Source organism: Myxococcales bacterium (assembly GCA_016703425.1).
Taxonomy (GTDB): domain Bacteria; phylum Myxococcota_A; class Polyangia; order Polyangiales; family Polyangiaceae; genus JADJCA01.
Map to the genome: position 1 here is coordinate 21,307 of JADJCA010000001.1, position 19,925 is coordinate 41,231.

Genomic DNA, 19,925 nt, shown 5'->3' on the forward strand with positions numbered 1-19,925 from the left:
GCTGCGCCCCGCGTGAACCGACCGCACGGGCGCGAGGGTCTGCTTCTTGCGTGCCCGCGCCCATGAGCCTTCACCAAAAGCACCTCCTCTCCGTGGCTCCGTTCCTGGTGGCCGCCTGCGCCGTCGAGTCGCTCGACCCCGGAGCGCCGGGCGCGCCCGGCGCTGAAGCGGCGGCTGCGGGACGCGCCGACGCGGCAGCGGATGGCGCGGCCCCCGTCGGCGCGGCGGACGCTGGTGGCGTCGTGATCACCGACGGGGCCAACGCGCCGGGGTCCGATGCGGGACCGGCCACGCCGTCTTCCGCGACCGCTGCCGGTTCCGGTGTCGCGCCCGGTGTTCCGACCGTCTGCGGAAAGACCTACTACGGCGATCCGCAGACCTATCGGGCTGAACTCGCGCGGCTAGCGCCTGGCGACGCTCTCGTGCTCGCGCCGGGGACCTATGATCCAGGCGCGAACCCGCCGGGACTGCCCATCTTCGGCCTCCACGGCGCCCCCGGTTGTCCAACCGTGATCATGGGGGATCCGAACAAGCCAAGGCCTGTCTTCTTGGGCAACGGCAGCTACAACACGATTCGTCTGAACGACGCGAGCCATGTCGTCATTCGGCACCTCGAGATCGACGGACGTGACCTCGGGGGCGACGGCGTGAACGCGCAGGGCGTGGCGCACCACATCACGCTCGAAGATCTCTACGTCCACGGCGTAGGTAGCGACCAACAGATCGTCGGGATCTCGACCAAAGCGCCGACCTGGAACTTCACCATCCGTGGCTGCGAAGTGAGTGGCGCCGGGACCGGCATGTACCTGGGTAACTCCGACGGCACGGACCCGTTCGTGGCGGGACTCCTCGAACACAACTACGTGCACGACACCATCGGCTACAACGTGCAGATCAAGCATCAGGTGGCACGCGCCACCGTCGCGGGCATGCCGACCAACCCGAACACCACGGTCCTTCGCCACAACGTCCTCATGAAGGGTGCCAACAGTTCGACCGGGGGCCTCGCGCGCCCGAACCTCTTGCTGGGTGATGTGCCGCCGTCTGGCGCCGGCAGCAGCGACGACTACCTCGTGTACGGGAACTTCTTCTATCGGAACCCGACGGAGAACCTCTTTCAGGCGGAAGGCAACGTCAGCGCCTACCACAACGTATTCTTTAACGACCAGGGCGGTGCGATTCTGATTCAGCCACACAATGGCAAGGTGCGCGACGTGTTCGTCTTCGAGAACACAGTCGTCGTCTCGTCGGGCGGCGTGTCCGTCGCCGGCGGCGCCGCCGGCACCACCCAGCGGGTCTCGGGCAACGTGGTCTACGGCGGAAGCCTCGCGGGGCCGAACGCGAGCGACAACGTCGTAGGCTCGGTCGCTGCGGCGGCGGCTGCGCTGAACGCGCCGACGGGGGCGCTCGGCACGCTCGACCTTTCGCCGAAGGCGGGCGCGCTGGGCGGCGCGCCGCTCGCGGCTTCGGCGCGAAAGGGCCTCGACGCCGACTTGGACTTCAACGGCATCGGCCACGGACACACCGTGCGCGGCGCCTACGGGGCGCAAGGCAAGAACCCCGGCTGGGTCCTTGGCGCGTCGCGCAAGCCCTGAGTCTGCGTTGATGGATGCAGATGGACAAAGGAAAGGGGCGGCGGGCCGTCGGCGCCGGCCGCCCCTTAAGGCTAAGCGATGGACCTTGGCGGTGCGGGTCTACTGAGTCGCGAGAAAGTACAGCGGGCTCGAACCCAGCGGTTGGTACGCGTAGCCGCCGAGCTTGGGGATGTACTGAAACAGCGTGTGCACACCGGCGTCTTCTGAGCCGAGGCTGTGCGGGCTCGGTGGCGCACTGCCGCTCGTGACCAGGGGCGTCGCGACAAACGTCGCGGCGTCGACGAAGACGACCTCGGCGCCCTGTTTGGACTTGAAGACCAGCGCGTCGGCGCAGTGATCGTAGAAGACCATGCCTTGATTCGCGCGCCGTTTGGCCGACGCCACGGCGGCGCCGGCTCCCGTGAGCGTCACCCGCGACCAAGCCTTCGTTGCGATGTTGTAGGCGCGAATCTGTGGCCCCGGCGCGTCGTTGTCAGACATGAAGTAGAGAATGTTGCGCTTCGAATCGACGACGGCCGGCGCGTAGTCGGTGTCGTAGAAGGTCCCGCTCCCGATGGAGCTTGCGCCGAGGTCGCTGACTGTATCGGTCGCCTGGTTCCATCGGTAGAGATGCGCGTCGGTCTGCATCTGGTAGACGTCGCCGGTGAGCGCGTGTTTCGCCGTCGGCATTTCGACGCCGCCGTTCGTTCCCATCGTGGGGCGCGTGCCCTTGAGTCCCCAGTCCTTCTTCGCCGGGTCCCATAGGTCCACGTACGTCGTGCCGCCGGCGCCGTTGCCCCAGGTCGCTCCCGTGGGAAAGCGAAAGAGTTGTCCCCGCGGCTCGACGAACCACAGGCTGTAATAGGTGTGGGCCGGCGAGGGGCGGCCGTCGGAGAAGTACTCCTCGTTGTACGTGTACGTCGACGCAGGCGACGGTTGCGACAAGAGAGACCACACGGGCGCCGCGGCGTTGAGATCCAGGGTGTAGACTTCGTTGCCCGCGTAGTCCGCGTGGCCGCCGACGCCGCCTAGCCAGAGGTGGCTCTTCTCTGTGTCGGCGGCGATACCGTTCCACGCATCGATGCGGTGCACCGGGTTGCCGGTAGGGGCGGGGCTCGGCGTGACCTTCGAGAGGTCCGCGCTCGAGAGCACCTTCCACGCGCCGACGACCATTGGCGCACGCCAGGCGGGAAGCCCAGCTTTCGCGATGCAAGTTGGGGGCGCGAGCGGCGGCCCGCCGGCGCTGCCACCGTCGGTCTTTGGTTTGCCCCCATCTTGACCACCGACACCGGGGGCAGCGCCGCCGTCGCTGGGACCAACCGTGCCGCCCGATGCGTCGCTCGACGGGCCGCCTGCGCCACCGGGGCCGCCGGCGTCGTGCCTCGCAGTCGCGTCGCTCTCGTTGGGACTCTCCGGCGCGAGTGCGCCGGCGCGAGCGTCTCAGCGGTGCACGCGCCGCTGGCTCCGGTGACGATGATGGCTGTGGCGAGACCGTTCAAGTGAGTTCGCATGATCGCTCCTCGGTGCGGGGCAGTGGTTCGCGCGCTCTCTACCTCGTCACTTCGGCAAGCCGATGTAGCTCGTGCCGCACGCGACCTGCGCGAAGAACATGACGGTGTCCTCGTCGGCCGCCTTGACGCCGCCGTTGTAGAGATTGAGGAGCAAGCCCATGTCGCCCATTTGGCGGAAGGGAACGAGCTTGCCTTGCGCGATGGGCGTCTCCCCGACGTAGTCGAGCTTGCCGTCGCGGTACTTCCAGTTGGTGTGCCGCGCCGCGAGTCGACCGTCGATGTACACCTCCATGACGCCATCGGCGGGGCTCGAGCCGACGGGGCCCGAAAGCGTTGTACGTGTTGAGCTTCTTTCGAACCTCGACCCAGTACCAACGGTTCGGATAGAAGGCGGCGCCGAGGCCGTCGCCAGCCCCGAAGGGCATGTCGTATTTGATCATGTCCCACGAGTGGACGTAGGGCTGAACGCCCATGAGCCCGACGTCGCTCGGGTGCACACGAAATCCAAGGCGATTGGTGTGGCCGAGGTTGTCGCCGCCCACGTTGTTGTTGCCGCCAAAGAAGGTCCAGTGGTGCGTGCCGAGTCCCCACTTGCCCTCGCGAATGGCGTAGGTCGCTGTCGCGCCGCCCTCCGTCCGAAACGCCTTGGTGTTCGCGAGCGCCTTCGGCGTCACGGCGAAGCGCACGCGGAAGCGCACGTAGGTCTCGTCGAGCAGACCCGCCACGGCTTTCGGGAACAGCGCCCACAGGTCGGAGCCCGTGGAGCCGCCATAACCTACCGATGCGCCGTCGGCGCCGTTGTCGCGGGGGATGACGATGCGCATCGCGCCGAGTCCCGGCGAGGAGGGGGCGAAGCCGTCGCCGCTGTGTGTCGACGGGACGACGGAGATGGTGTTGCCGGTGTTCTGCTTGAGGAACCACTTGTGCGTTCCTGCGATGGGCGTGCCGTTGAAGGCCGTCGGCAGCTTCGCTGGGTTCGCGGCGCCCGTCCCGAAGAGCTCGGGGTCCCAGTTGCTGAGGTCCCAGACGTTGAGGTAGGGCGCGTTGAGGATGTAGTCCGCAAGTGTCGTCCCATCCTCGTAGCGCTGCGCGAAGAGGATCGAGGGGTCGCCCTTGAGGCCGAGGTCGTTCGGATAGTTTGCCGCCACGCCGAGCGTCACGGGCGAGTTGTTGGCCGGCGGGTTCGCGAGGTAACCCTTGATGGTCGAAGCGCTCGCCGTGTGGCGTGTGACCGTGACCGTGAGCGTCGCGGCCTTGACGGGCTTGGTTGGCATTTCGAACTCGAGCGCGACGGACTCGTCGATGGGTGCTTCCTTGCTGCCGATGCGCGTATACGCGGTGCCGGGCACGAGCTGAACGCAGGCGCGCGCCGGAAGAACCGCGGTCGTGCCGTCGCCGTAGGTCACGTTGATGCGAGGCGCCGTCGCCGCTGAGTGACGGTGCGTGGCCAGCGCCCGCCCGCCACCGGTCACCTTGACGATGTAAGCGTTCCACTTGCCGCGAGCGAACGCGGCCTGAGCGCCCTCGGTGAGCGGCACCGTATACGCGGCCTGGCCGCTGGCGACGGCGTTCGCGGCGATCTCGAAGTGCGCGGCCGGACCCTGCGCCACGCCGCTCTTGTCGAGCCAGTCCCCGCCGGGATGCGCCCAGCGCCAATCCGCGGACTGCTCTACGTTCGTGTAGGAAGGCCCCACCGTCGCCACTTCGTAGCTCGCCGCGGGCGCCGGCGTGCTGGCCTTGGGTGGAACCTCGGTCAGGTTGCCCGCCACCTGAGTCGGCGTGGTCGAGTTCAGGTCAACGAACAGCGATGGATGCGTGCTGCGGTAGGCCTCGGCTGCGGTCGGTGGCGCGGGGATGGTGCCGGTGCCAGGCGAGCCGGGAGTTCCCGGTCCAGGGGGCGGCGTCGTCCCCGGGGCCCCGGGCGTTCCGGACGCGCCGTCTGAACCTGCAACCGAGGCGTCAGTCTGAAGGGGCGGGCCGCCGTGCTCTGTGGCGCCGGGTCCGGCGGTGCTCGGCGCGAGCTCGCCCAACGACTCCTCCCCGCAAGCGCATGCCATGGCGCTGAGCACGACGATGAAGGAGAGCGAGTCGGCGCGTCGGTGTCGCGACGTTCGTCCGTTCGGTGCGACCGTGGCACGCTGGGACGCGGCGCGGGTGGGCGAGCTGGTGGGGGCCATGGGGGCCTGCCGTGCACGAGGGGTGCCCAGCACGGCCAGAGAGAAATGCGCAGGAAACGAGGGTGGTCGCGGCGATCTGCGCGAGGCCCTGCGCAGGTTCTCGCGCAACCCTTCGCGCCTTTGCGCAAGCGCGCGTGCATGCACCGAGCATGGTTGCGCATCGGCCGCACCGGTGTGGACACGGCGCCAACGGCCGCTTGAGCAGGCGCGACAATTCCGTGCGCGTTTCGCCCGATCGCGCTTGGCGTGGAACCTGCTGCACCTCCGGCGTGAACGCGACACCGTGGCTGCGTGCGCCTGCCACACCGGAACCGTCGGGGAGTTGCTCCACCTGTTCGGGGCCGCCTTCGAGCGGGGTGGGTCGTCCCGACGAGCGTCAGTTCGTGGGCCCTCGGATCGCCGAGATCCACGACAAGAGCTGTCCTCACTGCGGTGGCATGCGCTCGGTCCGCGTGGCGAATACGGTCCCGGTCGTCTTCGCCGCAGCGGACGCTGCCGAGCGCGCGCGGCGCGCCCGCGAGGCGACGCTCCAGCGCTTCAGGGAAGCCAACACGCCGATCCGTTCCGGCGAACTCCCCGCGCTGTCGCCAACGATGCCCGAGGACGGCTCCATGCGCACGCGGACATGGCGAATGGCCCTTTAACCCAGACAACCCGACGGACCTCACGTTGCTGCGCTCGGCCATCGAGATCGGTCGTCGCGAAGGGTTTGAAGTCGTCGCCGAGGTCCCTGAAGGAGGCATGAGCACGCTCGCCGAGGTCCTTGCGCCTGATGAGCGAGCGTCTCTCTCGGTTGTGCAGCGGACGGCGACCTCGCCGTGGACCGAGGACGACCGCGAGTACGGCGTGGACGGTGACGTTCGCATCCCGGCCCGGTGGGGCGCACCGAGCCGCCAGGAAACGCTGAACGAGGTGCGTACCCTCCAGCAGCGCGCTCGCACGGAGCGCGGCGTCTACGGCAACTTTGGGGTCCAGAGCATGGTCGCCTACCTGGGCGCGCGCGACGCGGTGGAGGGCTCGATCGCGACGGAGCAGCCGCTCCGCGAGAACCTCAGCTACGCGGAAGGCGGCAACGTGCTCCGTGGTGCGAACGCCGCCGGCGATCCCTACGCCATCGTGGGGCAGGACACCGTCGAGCTGACGCGCGCTGTGCTCGCGCGAGACCTTGGGAGGCCCGTCTCCGCGACCGAAGCGGAGGAAGCCATCGCGCACGATCTCGGTGTGGCGCCAACGCTTCTGTATCCCGTCGAGCAGCCGGGCGACTTCCACCTCGACATGGCCATGTTGCCACTTGGCGGCGGTCAGATTGTCGTGAACGACGCCCGCGAAGCCGCAGCGCTGCAAGCCCACTGGCTGCGTGAGGACGCTGGCATGCTCCACGGCGGGTACGCGACCGGCCTTGAGGCGAGGATCGCGCGGTTGAAACGCACCGCGAACGAGCGTGCGATCTACGAGGATCAGGTGGCCGACGCGCTGCGCGCGCAGGGCTTCGAGGTGCACCGAATGGCCGGGGTCTTCCCGTCCACCGCGCCGGGACGCTCGCTGCCCATGAACTTCTTCAACACGGAAGCTGGTGTCGGCGCCGATGACCAGTCGTTTTTGGTGATGATGGGCGGGGACGCCAGGGCCCAAGCCTACGTGCAAGGCCGCCTCAAGGAGATCCCGTCGTCGGGCATCGACCGCGTCTACTTCTTGCCCGCTGACGTCAACGCAAACCTCCTCAACGAGGGCGGCCTGAACTGCCGGGTGAAGGCCATCGGTGAGCCCCTTTCTGCCGCAGAAGTTCGCGCGCGCCGTTCGCGGCGCGGTCGGCCCGCCGTGAGCAACCTGAACTGCCCATCGTGCTTCGCCCCGCTCATCGCCGCCCCTTTCTGCCGCATCGCCGCCGGAAGTCGTGCCGGTGCCGCCTGAGCCCTAAGCGTCGCCCGGTGGTGCGCTCAGTTGGCGCGGGGCGCCGCGGAGCGCCTCGTGCTCGGCACCGCGTCGCGCTTGGCGGCCTCGATGAGCTCCTGCGCGTACTCGCGAAGCGCGGCCTCGTTGGGACCTTCGAGCATCACGCGCAGCTTCGGTTCGGTGCCGCTCCAGCGAATCAGAACGCGACCGTTCGAGCCGAGCTTCTTCTTCACCTTGGCTTCAAGGGCCTGGAGCGTGCGCATCTCCTCGAGCGGCATCCGCAGGGGTAGCGTGACGTTCTCGAGGACCTGCGGCACGCGCTCAAGCGCGTTCTTCGCCAGCGTCGAGAGCGGCTGACCGGTTCGCAACATGAGCGCGAGCACTTGAAGGCCTGCGATGGTGCCGTCGCCGGTGGACGCGTGGTCGAGAAAGATGAGGTGACCCGACTGCTCGCCGCCGAGGTTGTAGCCGCCGGAGCGCATCGCCTCGACAACGTAGCGGTCGCCGACGGCGGTCCTGACGAGCTTGCCGCCCATGTTCTCCATGGCGCGCTCGAGGCCAAGGTTGCTCATGACCGTCGCCACGAGCGTCTTCTTGCGGAGCTCGGAGTCTTTCATCATTCGCGCGGCGCACATCGCCATGACGGCGTCGCCGTCGACGACTTGGCCCTTTTCGTCGACGACGATGAGCCGGTCGGCGTCGCCGTCCAAGGCAATGCCGATGTCGGCCTTCTTCTTGACGACCTCGGCGCGAAGGTTGTCGGGGTGGAGCGCGCCGCAGTTGTGGTTGATGTTGACGCCGTTGGGTTTGACGCCGAGCGCGGTGATGGTTCCGCCGAGCTCGCCGTAGACGAGCGGCGCCGTTCGGTAGGCGGCGCCGTGGCCCGCGTCGACGACGATGCGAATGCCGTCGAGGGTGAGGTCGCTCGGGAAGGTCTGCTTCGCGAACACCACGTAGCGCCCTCGCGAGTCCTCGAGCTTTTCGGCCTTGCCGATGCCGGGGCCCGTGGGCCTTTGACCCAAGAGCGAGTCGTCCTGCATCATCGCCTCAAGCTCCGCCTCGGCTTCGTCGGGGAGCTTGAAGCCGTCTTTGCCGAAGATCTTGATGCCGTTGTCGGCGTAGGGGTTGTGGCTTGCGCTAATGACGATGCCGGCGTCGGCGCGCATGCTGACCGTCAGGTGAGCGATGGCCGGCGTAGGAACGGGGCCGCACAGGATCACGCGGCCGCCCATCGAGCAGATGCCCGACGCGAGCGCCGTCTCGATCATGTAGCCCGAGAGACGCGTGTCCTTGCCGATCAAGATGCGCGGCGAGTGCGTGCGGCCTCGGGCGGCGACGAAGGTGATGGCGCGGCCGAGCTGTAGCGCGAGCTCCGGGGTCATGGGCGAGGCGTTGGCCATGCCGCGAATGCCGTCGGTGCCGAACCATCGGCGCGCGGGCGGCGCCTCTCTACCGTTCTTTTTTGCCATGGGATGTCGGGCTCCGGCCTTTCGCGCATGCCCCCCGGCACACGCAAGAGATTCAGTCGCGAAAGTTGATGTACTGAAGGTCTAGGGGAATGGCCGCGGCGCGGATGAGCGCGATGGCCGTCTGCAGGTCATCGCGGTTCTTTCCCGTGACGCGCACCTGCTGCTCTTGGATCGACGCTTGGACCTTGAGCTTGGCGTCCTTGATGCGCTTGACGATGTCGCGCGCCGCGTCCGGCTCGATGCCTTCCTTCACCAAAAGGAGCATCTTCGCGCCACCCTTGCTGGTCTGTTCCATGTCCTTCTCCTCGGTGCAGAGGAGGCTGACCTTGCGCTTGACGAGCTTGTCTTGGAGCACCGACAGGGCGGCGCGGACGCGATCTTCGCTCGAGGACCGAATGACGATGCCCTCGGGCGTCTTCTCCAGCTCGGTGCCGGTGTCCTTGAAGTCGTAGCGCTGGACGATCTCTTTTTGCGCCTGCTGAAGGGCGTTGTCGACTTCGTGCCACTTCACCTTGGAGACGATGTCGAAGCTCGGCATGGGGGGCTCCTGGTTCCGGCGTCGGTCCGGCGGAGGGTGCAGGCTAACGCAAGCGTCGCTGGCGTTGCTCGCAAGAAAGACCGGCGCCTCGCCAAAGACTCCCTCGCGACGAGCGGCGAAGGTCGTGGTACTCAGCTGCCACCCGGATGCGCCCCTTTTACGTCACGACGCCCATCTACTACGTCAACGACGTGCCCCACCTGGGCACCGCCTACACGACCGTGGCCGCCGACGCCTTGAGGCGCGTTCACGCCGTCTTCGGCGAAGACTCGCGGATGCTGACGGGCACCGATGAGCACGGTCTCAAGATTGAGCGCGTCGCCGCCGAGCGCGGGCAAGCGCCTCAGGCCTTCGTCGACGAGATGAGCCAGCGCTTCTCGGACGCGTGGCCCAAGCTCGACGTCGTCGCGAGCGACTTCATCCGGACCACAGAGCCGCGTCACGAGGAGTTCGTCAAGGCGCTGTGGAAGAAGGCCGAGGAAAACGGCGACCTTTACCTCGGCGAATACGAGGACTGGTATTGCGTCGGCTGCGAGTCCTTCAAGACCGAGAAGGAGCTCATCCAGCCGGGGAATTTGTGCCCCGATCACTTGAAGGCCGTCGAACGCGTCAAAGAAGAGACCTACTTCTTTCGCCTTTCCAAGTACGAAAAGCCCCTCCTCGAGCTCTACGCGAAGAATCCCGACTTCATCCAGCCGGAGTCGCGAAAAAACGAGGTCATCAGCTTCGTCGAGGGAGGCCTCAAGGACCTCAGCGTCTCGCGCACGAGCTTCTCCTGGGGAGTCCCGGTCCCGGGCAACGCGCGCCACGTCATGTACGTCTGGTTCGACGCGCTCGTGAACTATCGGTCGGCGCTTGGCCACGGCGAGCTCACGCGCTTCTGGCCGCCGCGCGGCGAGGCGGTGCACCTCATGGGCAAGGACATCGTTCGGTTCCACGCGGTCTACTGGCCCGCGTTCCTGCTCGGCGCCGGCTACAAGCTCGACGAGCTGCCGTCGAAGATCTTTGCCCACGGATTTCTCACCGTCGAAGGGCGCAAGATGGGCAAGGCGCTGCGCAACGCCGTCGACCCGCTGCGCATCGCCGAGGAGCTCGGCGTGGACGCCCTACGCTACTACCTCCTTCGCGCCATCTCGTTCGGACTCGATGGCGACTTCAGCCACGGCGGGCTCATCGGTCGCTACAACGCCGACCTCGCCAAGAACATTGGCAACCTCTTCAGCCGCACGCTCGGCCTCTCGAAGAAGCTTGCCGGTAACGTAACGACGGCCGTGGGCGAGCGCACCGAGCACGAGGAGCGGCTCTTCCAGGCTTGCGAGGAGCAGGCTGCGGCGGCTCGCGCGGCGTGGCTCGCCATGGCGCCGCATCGCGCCCTCGAGGCGACGTGCGCTCTCGGCGACGCGGCCAACCTCTATGTCGACCGAACGGCGCCGTGGGCCGCGGCGAAGGCGAACGACACCGCTCGCGTCGGGACCATCTTGGCGAGCCTCACGGAGGCGCTTCGCTTCCTGAGCGTCATGCTCTGGCCCGCGATGCCCAAGAAGTCCGACGAAATGCGCGCGCTCTTGGGCCTCGCGCCCGTCGTGCCGGCGCTCGGCGTCGATCAGTGGCCAGTGAAGGTGAGTCCGCGGCCCGCTGGCGAAGCGCTCGGCGCGTCTTCGACGCTGTTTCCCACCATCGACGACGAGCGAGAAGCGGCGCTGCTCTTGAAGCTCGTGCCGGCGGAAGCGAAAGACGCTCCTCCGGTGGAGCCCGCGAAGTCCGCGGAGGCGAGCGCGCCGGTCACGGCGGCGGCCCCCACCGAGGCCGCTCCCGTCATCGGCTACGACCAATTCACAGCCGTCGACCTCAGGGTCGGGCTCGTGACCACCTGCGAGCGCGTGCCCAAGAAGGACAAGCTCCTCAAGCTCGCCGTCGACCTCGGCGAGCCTGCGCCGCGCACCATCGTGGCGGGCCTCGCGCTGACCTTCAAACCGGAGGATCTCGTCGGCCGGCGCGTCGTCGTCGTGGCGAATCTGGCGCCCCGCGAGTTCGGCAAGGGCCTGGTCTCCCACGGCATGATCCTGGCGACGGGCCCCAGCGAAGCGCTCGTGTTGCCGTCGGTCGATGCAGCAGCGGCACCTGGCGCGCGGCTGAAGTAATTCGCGGCGCCTCCCTAGAGGGCGACCGGCTCGTCCATCGGCTCGCCGAGCAGGCTGGCGCGAACCTCGCCCACCAGCGAAATCGAGCCGGCCACGACGACGAGGCCTCCCTGGTCAACGGCGCTTCGTGCGTGGCCGAGCGCCTCCATCACCGTCGCGCACGTCGCGCCGTTGTGGCGCGCGGCGAGCAGCGCAGTCGGCGTCGCGAGGCGGCCTCGCGCCGGCGCGTAGGCCCGCACGCGGGCCAAGGGGGCGAGGATGTCGAGCATCGAGGCCGCGTCTTTGTCAGCCAGGGCGCCGAACACGAGCGCAGTATTCTCGGGGCGCGCGTCGGCGAGTGCCGCGGCGAGGGCGCGCGCCCCGTCGGGATTGTGGGCCGCATCGAGCAGCACCGGGCCGCGCTCTGTCTCGAGGCGCTCGAGGCGGCCTGGCCACCTCGCGCCTTCGATGGCGCCGGCCGCCGTCGCGTCGTCGATGCCCAGCGTCTGGGCGAGGGCGAAGGCGAGCGCCGCGTTGTCTCGTTGGTGTTCGCCTGCGAGCGAGAGCCGAGCCCCCCTCGCGAAGGCGACCGCGGAGGGCTCATCGACGATGGATCGCGCCGTCGCGCCACGCGATCGTGACGTCATCTCGATGGCCTGAAAGACGTCCTGGTCGACCCGCCCGACCAACATCGGAGCGCCCGCCTTGGCGATGGCGCCCTTCTCGCGAGCGATCTCCACGAGGGTGCTCCCGAGCTTGTCCATGTGATCGAACGCGATGCGCGTGACGGCCGTGGCGAGGGGCTTGGGCAGGACGTTCGTTGCGTCGAGGCGACCGCCGAGTCCGACCTCCACGATGGCGAGGTCCACCTTCGCCTCGCGGAAGGCGACGAACGCCGTGAGCGTCGCGGCTTCGAAGAAGCTGAGCTCGGGCTCGCGGCGCAGGACCTCGCCGAGCGTGCGGCCCAAGCGGTCGTCGTCGAGCGGCTCGCCGTTCACGCGAATGCGTTCGGCGAAGCGCGACAGGTGAGGGGAGGAGTAGAGCCCGGTGCGCCGGCCCGCGGCCCGCGCCGCCGCTTCGAGCATGGCGCAAACGGAGCCCTTCCCGTTGGTCCCCGCGACGTGAACTGCGGCGAAGGCCCGCTCGGGGTTGTCGAAACGGTCACAAGCGGCCTGCATCGCCTCGACACCGAGCCTCATGCCGCGGGGGGCGCGCGCGTAGAGTTCCGCCAGGAGGGCTTGGTGGCTCATCGCGGATTCGCGTGCGACACGCCGGTCACGCTTCGTCGTCGGGATCGCCAATGACGCGACTCGAGAGCGGTGGCGGCGCCTTGCGTGGGGACAAATGCGAGAGCAAGAGCGAGAGGTCTTGCCGCATCTCGAGGCGGCTCGTGATGCGGTCGACCATGCCGTGCGCAAGCAAGAACTCGCTCCGCTGGAAGCCCTCCGGCAACGTCTGGCGAATCGTCTGCTCGATGACGCGTGGGCCGGCGAACCCGATGAGCGCCCCGGGCTCGGCGATGTTTACGTCGCCGAGAAGGGCGAAGCTCGCAGCCACACCGCCCGTGGTCGGGTCGAGCAAGACGCTGAGGAACGGCAACCGGCTGGCCTTGAAGCGCTCGAGCGCCGACACCGTCTTCGCCATTTGCATGAGGCTCAAGATGCCCTCTTGCATGCGCGCTCCACCGGACGCTTGAAGGAGCACCACGGGCAGGCGATCGCGCTCGCCGCGCTCGAAGAGGCGCGCGATCTTCTCCCCCACGACCGAGCCCATGGACCCGCCCATGAACGCGAAGACGAAGGCCCCGTAGGCGACGGGGTGACCCTCGATGGCGGCCGCGCCGATCTCCATGGCCTCGGACGCGCCGGACCGCGACGTGGCGTCCCGCACACGGTCGCCGTAGGACTTGCCGTCGGTGAACCCGAGCGGATCGGCGGGCCGAAGCTGATCGTCCCAGGGCTCGAGGACGCCACCGTCGAGAAGCAGCGCCCGCCACCGGGCCGCGGCGAGGCGATGGTGTTTGCCGCAATCCGGACAGACCTCGAACCGCTCGTGCATGACCTCCGCCGTGTGGGTCGCGCCGCAGCCGTCGCATTTGCGAAAGACGCCCTTGCCAACGCTGCGCTTCTCGCTCGCGTCGAGGTCTGCGGGCCGGTTCGTAGGCCAATCGGTCATGGGGAAACCATTACACCACAAAAGGCGCACGCGTCACCGCGGCCACTCGATCTTGCTTGCCCGCGGCGCGCCTGGCCGCCGCGGCTCGAAGCCGGTCGCCGAGCGCCCTCGCACCGAGAAGTTGCCGGCAGCGGCGCGCCGCGGAAAGCTTAGGTGGCGTCCCGGACGCGAGGAGCAACCATGCGCGTGGCGAACGACAAGTGGCCGACGAAGCCCTGGCTCCTCCTCTTGTTCGCGGGGGCCCTTGCGTGCTCGCGCGAGTCCGGTGAGGCGTCGCGGAAGAAGGCCGCCGAGTCGAGCCCCGAAGCGGTACCGCGCGAAGTTCCCCAGGTCGAGGCCGTCGACGCTGGCGCCGCCAATCGGGTGAGCTCGAGCGCGGTTGCCGACGCGGGACCCAAGCAAGAAGCGTCGCCGAAGGCGTCGCCGGCGCTCTCCTTCGCCGCGTGGCTCAAGGGAAAGCTCCCGGCCGGCGGCAAGGTCGACGAGAACCCGGTGCGCGTCGTTCACAAGGTCGCCTCCGGCGATACGCACGCCAGCATCGCTCAGGCGTACCTCGATCTGACCGACGTGTACCTCGCCGAAGACCTCGCGGCGCTGCTTCAGAAGCGCGGACCTCTCTCCGAGGGGGCTGAGGTGGAGATCCCAAGCCTGCTCCGCGAGCCTTACAAGGAGCCGGCTGAAGACCGGCTCGGATGGCCGGCCGACAGCGTCTTGCGCGGTGTCTTCCTCACCGGCCTCATGGCGGGCCGACAGTACGTCCCGACGCTCGACAAGTTGGCCGAGCGCGGCTTGAACGCCGTGGTCCTCGACGGCAAGGACTACATGGGCCCCGTCAACTACGCCTCGAAGGCGAAGATCGCCCTCGAGACGGGCGCGACGAAGAACATCCTCATCCCCAACCTGCCACGGACGATCCGCTTCGCCCACGCGCGCGGCGTTCGCGTCATCATGCGGATTCCGTGCTTCCACGACCCGTGGGCGCAGAAGCGCGCGCCGCGGCTCAGCGTCATGGGCAATTGGGGAAAGCCGTTTCCCCTTAGCTGGCTCGACCCGGTGAACGAAGAAGCGCAGGACTACGCCATCGAGCTCGCGCGCGAGATGGCCGACGCCGGCGCCGACGAGATCCAGCTCGACTACGTGCGCTTTCCCGTCCAAGGACCGGTGAAGAGCGCGGTCTTGCCGCCGGCCAAGGATGGCATCCGCTCGCGGGTCATTCGTGACTTCGTCAAGAAGGTGGCCGACGTCGTCAAGCCGAAGGGCGTCAAGCTCTCGCTCGACATCTTCGGCGTCGCCTCGACGGGTCAACAGGAAGACATCGAAGCGCTCGGTCAGGAGATCGGCATCATGAGCGTCGACGCGGACGCCATCAGCCCCATGGTGTACCCGTCGCACTACGACGCCGGGTTCTACGGCTTCAAGGACCCGGCCAACCACCCCGAGATCATCGGCATCGGCACGAAGGCGGCGGTGGAGAAGCTCCGGAAGGCCGGCAACAAGACCACGGTGGTGCGCTCTTGGCTTCAGGCGTTCTCGTGGCGCACCTCGGCCTATGGTCCGAAATACGTCGCCGACGAGATCAAACACGCCGAGGCCACAGGAACCGGCTGGCTCCTGTGGGATCCGGGCTGCACCTACGGCGCCGCGTGGGCTGGCATCCCAAAGCTCAGCGCGACGGCGCTTGCTGCGAACGCCGTGAAGAGCCCCGACATGAAGAGCCCCGACATGAAGAGCTCCGACATGAAGAGCTCCGACATCACGAAGAAATGAGCGGCGGCGCCGGCCGCCCCGGCGACGAGCCTTCGTCGTCTTTGGCGATGGCGATCTGGTTGCGGCCCATCTGTTTGGCGCGGTACATGGCCGCGTCGGCGCGCCGCTGGAGCAGATCGCCGGACTCGTTCTTGTTCCACGTTGCGACGCCGATGCTCACCGTCTGGGCGATGTCGAGGCCCTCGCCGACGCTGAGCGGATGATCGGCGAGCGCCGCGCGAATGCGCTCCGCCGCCTCGGCCGCGTGCTCGAGGGTCGTGGCGGGCATCAGGAGCAAGAACTCCTCGCCGCCGCGCCGAATGAGGATGTCGACGCGCCGCACGAGGAGTCGAACACGGTCCGCGAAGAGCCGAAGGACCACGTCGCCGATCTCATGGCCGTGTCGGTCGTTGACGTTCTTGAAGTGGTCGAGGTCCATCAGAAGGACGCTGAGCGGCGTCTCGTTGCGACGAGACCGCTCGATCTCTTCGGTGATGCGAGGGTGCAGGTACCGCTGGTTGTAGGCCAGCGTCAGATCGTCGGTCATGGCCAAGCGCCGGAGTCGCGCTCGCTCGATGGGCGGCGCCGAACAGTTGGCGAGGAGCCGCGCCAGCAAGAGATCCTGTTGGCTGAAGACGCCAGCGTCCTCGCCAGAGAGCGACAGGACTCCAATGACCCGGCCCGCTGACCAGAGCGGTTCGGCGAGCAGCGAGCGGACGCGGAACCCTTGCCCTCGCCGCCGCTCGTCGGGCTTGAAGCGCGAATCGGCCAGCGCGTCGTCGACGAGCACGCCGCGGCGGTGGTCGACGACCCAGCCGACGAGGCCTTCGCCGCGGCGAAAGGTCATCGGCGGGATGTCGCGGCCCGAGCCCGAGCGGGCGCCGCACAAGAGTTCGGTCTCGTTGGCGTCGAGCAGCCGAATCGAAGAGTGGTTGCCTCTCACAAGTTCGAGCGCCGCGTCGGTTACGGCTTGGAGCGCCTCTTCGAGGGGGCGTTCGTCGGTCAGCTTGCGCGTGAGCTCGAGCAAGACGAGCAACGGGCTCTCGCCGTTGAGGTGGCTCCGTTTGCGGGGCGCCGCCGCTCGCCTGCCTTTGGCCTTGGACGGCACCGCGCGGCGTGGCCGCGCGACCTTCTTGCCCTTGCCCTTGGGCGCAGCCTTCGCTTTCGCTGTCTTGCGCACCGACGCCATGCGACGGCGGAGTATATGCACGATTCACTTGAATCGATGCATTTGAAACCTACGGCCACGCGTCGGACGTTGGCCGAGCCACTCGCGGGGACGAAGACGTGAGCGTCAGACCTTCATCGTCGACAAGTCACTCGAGACCAGCAGCGTGGGCTCGGTCCGCTCCTGCACGTCCCTCGCGCTGACGCCCGGCGCGACCTCGCGGAGCACGAGGCCCTGCGCGGTGACGTCGAGCGTTGCGAGCTCGGTGATGATGCGGTGCACGACGCCGCGACCCGTTAGCGGGAGGTTGCACTCCTTCAAGATCTTCGGCGCGCCGTCCTTCGCGGCGTGCTCCATGATCACGACGACGCGCTTCGCGCTGGCGACGAGGTCCATGGCACCGCCCATCCCCTTGACCATCTTCCCGGGGATCATCCAGTTCGCGAGGTCGCCGCGCTCCGACACCTGCATAGCGCCGAGGATGCATAGGTCGACGTGCCCCCCGCGGATCATCGCGAAGCTCTCGGCGCTCGAGAAGATCGCGGAGCCCTGCTGCATCGTCACCGTCTCTTTGCCGGCGTTGATGAGGTCGGCGTCTTCCTTTCCTTCGAGCGGGTAGGGCCCAATGCCGAGCAGGCCGTTCTCGCTCTGAAGGACAACCTCGACCCCTTTGGGGATGAAGTTGGCGACGAGCGTGGGCATCCCGATGCCCAGGTTGACGTAGTAGCCATCTTTGAGTTCGAGCGCGGCGCGCTGGGCAATTTGATCACGAGAGAGCGGCATGGTGGATCCTAATGCGCAGCTGGCTCAGCTGGCCTTTCGCGTGGTTCGGCGTTCGATGCGCTTCTCGTACGAAGCACCCTTGAAGATGCGCTGCACGTAGATGCCTGGCGTGTGGATGTGGTCCGGATCAAGCTGGCCGACTTCCACGAGCTCCTCGACCTCGGCGATGGTGACCTTCGCCGCCGTCGCCATCATCGGATTGAAGTTCATGGCCGTGTGCCGGTAGACGAGGTTGCCGAAGCGATCGCCCTTCCAGGCCTTCACGATGGCGAAGTCGCCAACGATGGCCGGCTCAAGGACGTAGGTCCGCCCGTCAAACTCGCGCAGCTCCTTCTTGGCCGAGGCCTTGGCCACGCTACCGTCAGCGGCGTAGCGCAGCGGGAGGCCGCCGTCGCTGACCGCCGTGCCGGCGCCCGTGGGCGTGTAGAAGGCCGGGATGCCCGCGCCGCCGGCGCGCACGCGCTCCGCCAGTGTGCCTTGCGGGCATAGCTCCACCTCGAGCTCGCCGCTCAGGTATTGGCGCTCGAACTCTTTGTTCTCGCCGACGTAGCTCGAGATCATCTTCTTGATCTGCTTGGCGCGGAGCAAGACGCCGAGACCGAAGTCATCGACGCCGCAGTTGTTCGACACGAACGTCAGCTCTCTCACACCAAGGTCGCGGATGGCGCGGATGGCGTTCTCCGGGATGCCGCAGAGGCCAAACCCTCCCGCCAGGACCGTCGCGCCGTTTTGAATGTCTGCACACGCCTCTTGGGCGCTCAATTTGACCTTGTTCATAGGGAGCCTCGTTGCGGCGCCGAAGGGTATCGAGGTCGCGGGGCCACGTCGAGGGCGCCTCACGCCAGACAGTTCTTCTCTTCGGGGCCCGAACGTCGCCCGATGTCGGCGGATGGACCACCAAGGGGGAACGTCGACGCGGCGGATCGCGCGCGCTAGTGTGACTCGAGCGATGGCCCCTCACGGAGAGTCGATCTTCGCCGCGCTGGCGGCCGCCTGCGCCGGGGCCGCCCTCGCGTTCGCCGCCGTGGCCTTTGCTCTCGGGCGCAGCCAGCGCTGGAAGCACCTGAGCCTTCTCGGCTGGGCCGGCCTCGGCGCGACCGCGTTTTCACTCCTTGAGGGGTCGACGTGGACCCACACCCCCTCGCCCGCGGTGATGGTCCTCGAAGCCAGCTCAAGCCTGTTGGTAGCGGCTCTCACGCTCGTAGCGTTGCTTCGCTACGCGTACGAGCAGTATGGGGAGACGCCGTCGGCGGCGGCCCGTTGGCTGGAACGCAGCCTCCTCGTCGTGGCCGCCTCCACCCTGGTGCCTGGCTTGTGTTTTTCGGGCGCCACCACTCGGGTCGTGATGGGCCTCAAGCAGTCGTGGCCCATCGCGACGCCCGTCGGCGAGGTGATGGCGGGGGTCATCGTCGTTGCCTCGTTCGCCGTCTTCGTGCGGCACTCGCTGGTCGCGAAACGCGGCGTCGCGGGCGCTTGGATCCACGCCGTCGGCGCTGGGATCCTGGCGCTCTTGGTCGTGCGCGAGGTCGCGCTCCTCGTGGGCGCGCCGGGGCCCACGCTCGTGCACCTAGGCTTCAGTCTCGGGCTCTTGCCTGCGATGCTGGCCACTGGCCTCAAGCTGGCGCGTGATGCCGACCATCGACGAGAGTCGCGATGCGGCGCAACGCATCGAGCGCATCGTCGCCGACATGCGCGTGTTCGGTCGCGCCAACGAAGGGGCCATGCGACCGGTCGCCGTCGGGCCGGTTCTCGCCAGCGCTCTGCGCTTGGCCGAGCACTCCGTTCGCCATCGAGCCACGCTCATCCTCCGCGATGAATCCGAGTCAGCGCTGCCCGCCGTTGCGTGCGATGCGACCAAGCTCGCCCAGGTGGTGGTCAATCTAGTCGTCAACGCGGCCTACGCGACCGCTGAAGCCGGTAGACCGAGCAGCACGCCGGTCCGCGTGACGACGCGTCGAGCACCCGACGGGTGGGTTGAGATCGCGGTGGCTGATGAAGGGGCGGGGATGAGCCCGGCCACGCAGCAAAGGTTGTTTGAGCCGTTCTTTACGACCAAGGGGCACGGGCAAGGCACCGGGTTGGGCCTGTATGTGTCGTTGGGAATCGTTCGCAGCTTTGGCGGCGAGCTCTCGGTGGAGAGCGCCGAAGGTGTTGGCACCACGATGCGCATGCGGCTCCCGCCGAGCGACGCCGCTCCCCTGGCGCGGGCGCGCGAGGAGTCGGCTGCCCCCGCTGCGAGCGCGCGGACGAGCGTGCAGGATGACTCGGTGAGCGGGCTCAGCGTGCTCGTCGTCGAAGACGATCCGGAGGTCGCGGCGTCGCTCCGCCGCATGCTCGCGGGCGCCACCGTGACCGTCGCCGAGTCGGGGGATTCCGCCGTCGAGGATCTCGAGACCGGGCGCTACGACGTCGTCCTATGCGATCTGATGCTCCCTGTCCTCACGGGGATGGAGGTCTTCGCCGCCGCCGAGCGCCTCGACGCCCGGTTGGCGAGGCGCTTCCTCTTCATGACCGGCGGCCCTGTCACCGAGGATGCGCGGCGGTTTGTTGAGCTCCACGACCGGCGAGTCTTGGCGAAGCCCTTCGACTCGAGCCTTTTGCGGGAACGAATTCGCGACGTCGCCACCCAGTGAGCCAGGCAATTTCCGCGGTCGCCAGAACCGCGCGTTGGTCTGAGCTTTGCTTCGCTTGGTGGACGATGGCGAACCATGTCGGCAATTTGCTCGCAGAGCTCTTCCCGGAAACCGAAAGTGGCGGATCTTCCGTTGCCG

General features: G+C 67.9%; 16 protein-coding genes. 7 read left to right on the top strand and 9 right to left on the bottom strand.

The features are described from left to right. Nucleotides 1-62: 62 nt before the first annotated feature. On the top strand, nt 63-1,595 hold the full coding sequence (locus IPG50_00085; protein MBK6690601.1) for a hypothetical protein: 1,533 nt from the start codon (nt 63-65) through the stop codon (nt 1,593-1,595). A 99-nt stretch (nt 1,596-1,694) separates the two neighbouring features. On the opposite strand, the gene IPG50_00090 is transcribed toward IPG50_00085, so the two are convergent. Together IPG50_00090 and IPG50_00095 are read right to left on the bottom strand one after the other, a co-directional pair. Then, complete coding sequence (locus IPG50_00090) at nt 1,695-2,747, bottom strand: hypothetical protein (GenBank protein MBK6690602.1); 1,053 nt, start codon at nt 2,745-2,747, stop codon at nt 1,695-1,697. Between the two features lie 376 nt (nt 2,748-3,123). Next, nucleotides 3,124-5,262, bottom strand: coding sequence for a hypothetical protein (locus IPG50_00095; GenBank protein ID MBK6690603.1), 2,139 nt, complete (start codon nt 5,260-5,262; stop codon nt 3,124-3,126). 383 nt (nt 5,263-5,645) lie between these two features. Between IPG50_00095 and IPG50_00100 the strand changes: the two genes are divergently transcribed. Then, nucleotides 5,646-5,906, top strand: coding sequence for a hypothetical protein (locus IPG50_00100; protein ID MBK6690604.1), 261 nt, complete (start codon nt 5,646-5,648; stop codon nt 5,904-5,906). Nucleotides 5,907-6,003: 97 nt separating this feature from the next. Continuing rightward, complete coding sequence (locus IPG50_00105; GenBank protein ID MBK6690605.1) at nt 6,004-7,173, top strand: hypothetical protein; 1,170 nt, start codon at nt 6,004-6,006, stop codon at nt 7,171-7,173. Nucleotides 7,174-7,199: 26 nt separating this feature from the next. Here IPG50_00105 and IPG50_00110 read toward each other — a convergent pair whose 3' ends face one another. Both IPG50_00110 and IPG50_00115 read right to left on the bottom strand, forming a co-directional pair. Then, on the bottom strand, nt 7,200-8,624 hold the full coding sequence (locus IPG50_00110) for a phosphoglucosamine mutase (GenBank protein ID MBK6690606.1): 1,425 nt from the start codon (nt 8,622-8,624) through the stop codon (nt 7,200-7,202). Nucleotides 8,625-8,676: 52 nt separating this feature from the next. Next, entirely contained in the window at nt 8,677-9,162 is a 486-nt protein-coding gene (locus tag IPG50_00115) for a YajQ family cyclic di-GMP-binding protein (GenBank protein ID MBK6690607.1), read from the bottom strand. Between the two features lie 146 nt (nt 9,163-9,308). On the opposite strand from IPG50_00115, the gene metG reads away from it, so the two are divergent. Beyond that, complete coding sequence (gene metG / locus IPG50_00120) at nt 9,309-11,303, top strand: methionine--tRNA ligase (GenBank protein ID MBK6690608.1); 1,995 nt, start codon at nt 9,309-9,311, stop codon at nt 11,301-11,303. 14 nt (nt 11,304-11,317) lie between these two features. On the opposite strand, the gene IPG50_00125 is transcribed toward metG, so the two are convergent. Then, on the bottom strand, nt 11,318-12,532 hold the full coding sequence (locus IPG50_00125) for a bifunctional folylpolyglutamate synthase/dihydrofolate synthase (protein ID MBK6690609.1): 1,215 nt from the start codon (nt 12,530-12,532) through the stop codon (nt 11,318-11,320). A 25-nt stretch (nt 12,533-12,557) separates the two neighbouring features. Further along, nucleotides 12,558-13,457 carry an acetyl-CoA carboxylase, carboxyltransferase subunit beta gene (accD, locus tag IPG50_00130; GenBank protein MBK6690610.1) on the bottom strand — a complete coding sequence of 300 codons (900 nt, stop codon included), beginning with the start codon at nt 13,455-13,457 and terminating at the stop codon, nt 12,558-12,560. Nucleotides 13,458-13,637: 180 nt separating this feature from the next. Here accD and IPG50_00135 point away from each other — a divergent pair, with 180 nt between their 5' ends. Then, complete coding sequence (locus tag IPG50_00135) at nt 13,638-15,224, top strand: hypothetical protein (GenBank protein MBK6690611.1); 1,587 nt, start codon at nt 13,638-13,640, stop codon at nt 15,222-15,224. On the opposite strand, the gene IPG50_00140 is transcribed toward IPG50_00135, so the two are convergent. The 3 genes from IPG50_00140 to IPG50_00150 all read right to left on the bottom strand — a co-directional run bounded on the left by IPG50_00140 (nt 15,211) and on the right by IPG50_00150 (nt 17,931). After that, nucleotides 15,211-16,392, bottom strand: a complete 1,182-nt coding sequence (locus tag IPG50_00140) for a GGDEF domain-containing protein (GenBank protein ID MBK6690612.1) — start codon at nt 16,390-16,392, stop codon at nt 15,211-15,213. The genes IPG50_00135 and IPG50_00140 overlap by 14 nt on opposite strands. Nucleotides 16,393-16,497: 105 nt before the next feature. Next, the gene (locus tag IPG50_00145) at nt 16,498-17,154 is read right to left on the bottom strand and encodes a CoA transferase subunit B (GenBank protein ID MBK6690613.1); all 657 of its coding nucleotides are present in this window, start codon (nt 17,152-17,154) and stop codon (nt 16,498-16,500) included. A gap of 24 nt (nt 17,155-17,178) precedes the next feature. After that, nucleotides 17,179-17,931 carry a CoA transferase subunit A gene (locus IPG50_00150; protein ID MBK6690614.1) on the bottom strand — a complete coding sequence of 251 codons (753 nt, stop codon included), beginning with the start codon at nt 17,929-17,931 and terminating at the stop codon, nt 17,179-17,181. A gap of 172 nt (nt 17,932-18,103) precedes the next feature. Between IPG50_00150 and IPG50_00155 the strand changes: the two genes are divergently transcribed. Further along, nucleotides 18,104-18,970, top strand: coding sequence for a hypothetical protein (locus tag IPG50_00155; GenBank protein ID MBK6690615.1), 867 nt, complete (start codon nt 18,104-18,106; stop codon nt 18,968-18,970). Beyond that, a complete protein-coding gene (locus tag IPG50_00160; protein MBK6690616.1) occupies nt 18,876-19,787 on the top strand; it encodes a response regulator in 912 nt (303 codons plus the stop codon). The genes IPG50_00155 and IPG50_00160 overlap by 95 nt, the downstream gene beginning before the upstream one ends. Nucleotides 19,788-19,925 lie beyond the last annotated feature (138 nt).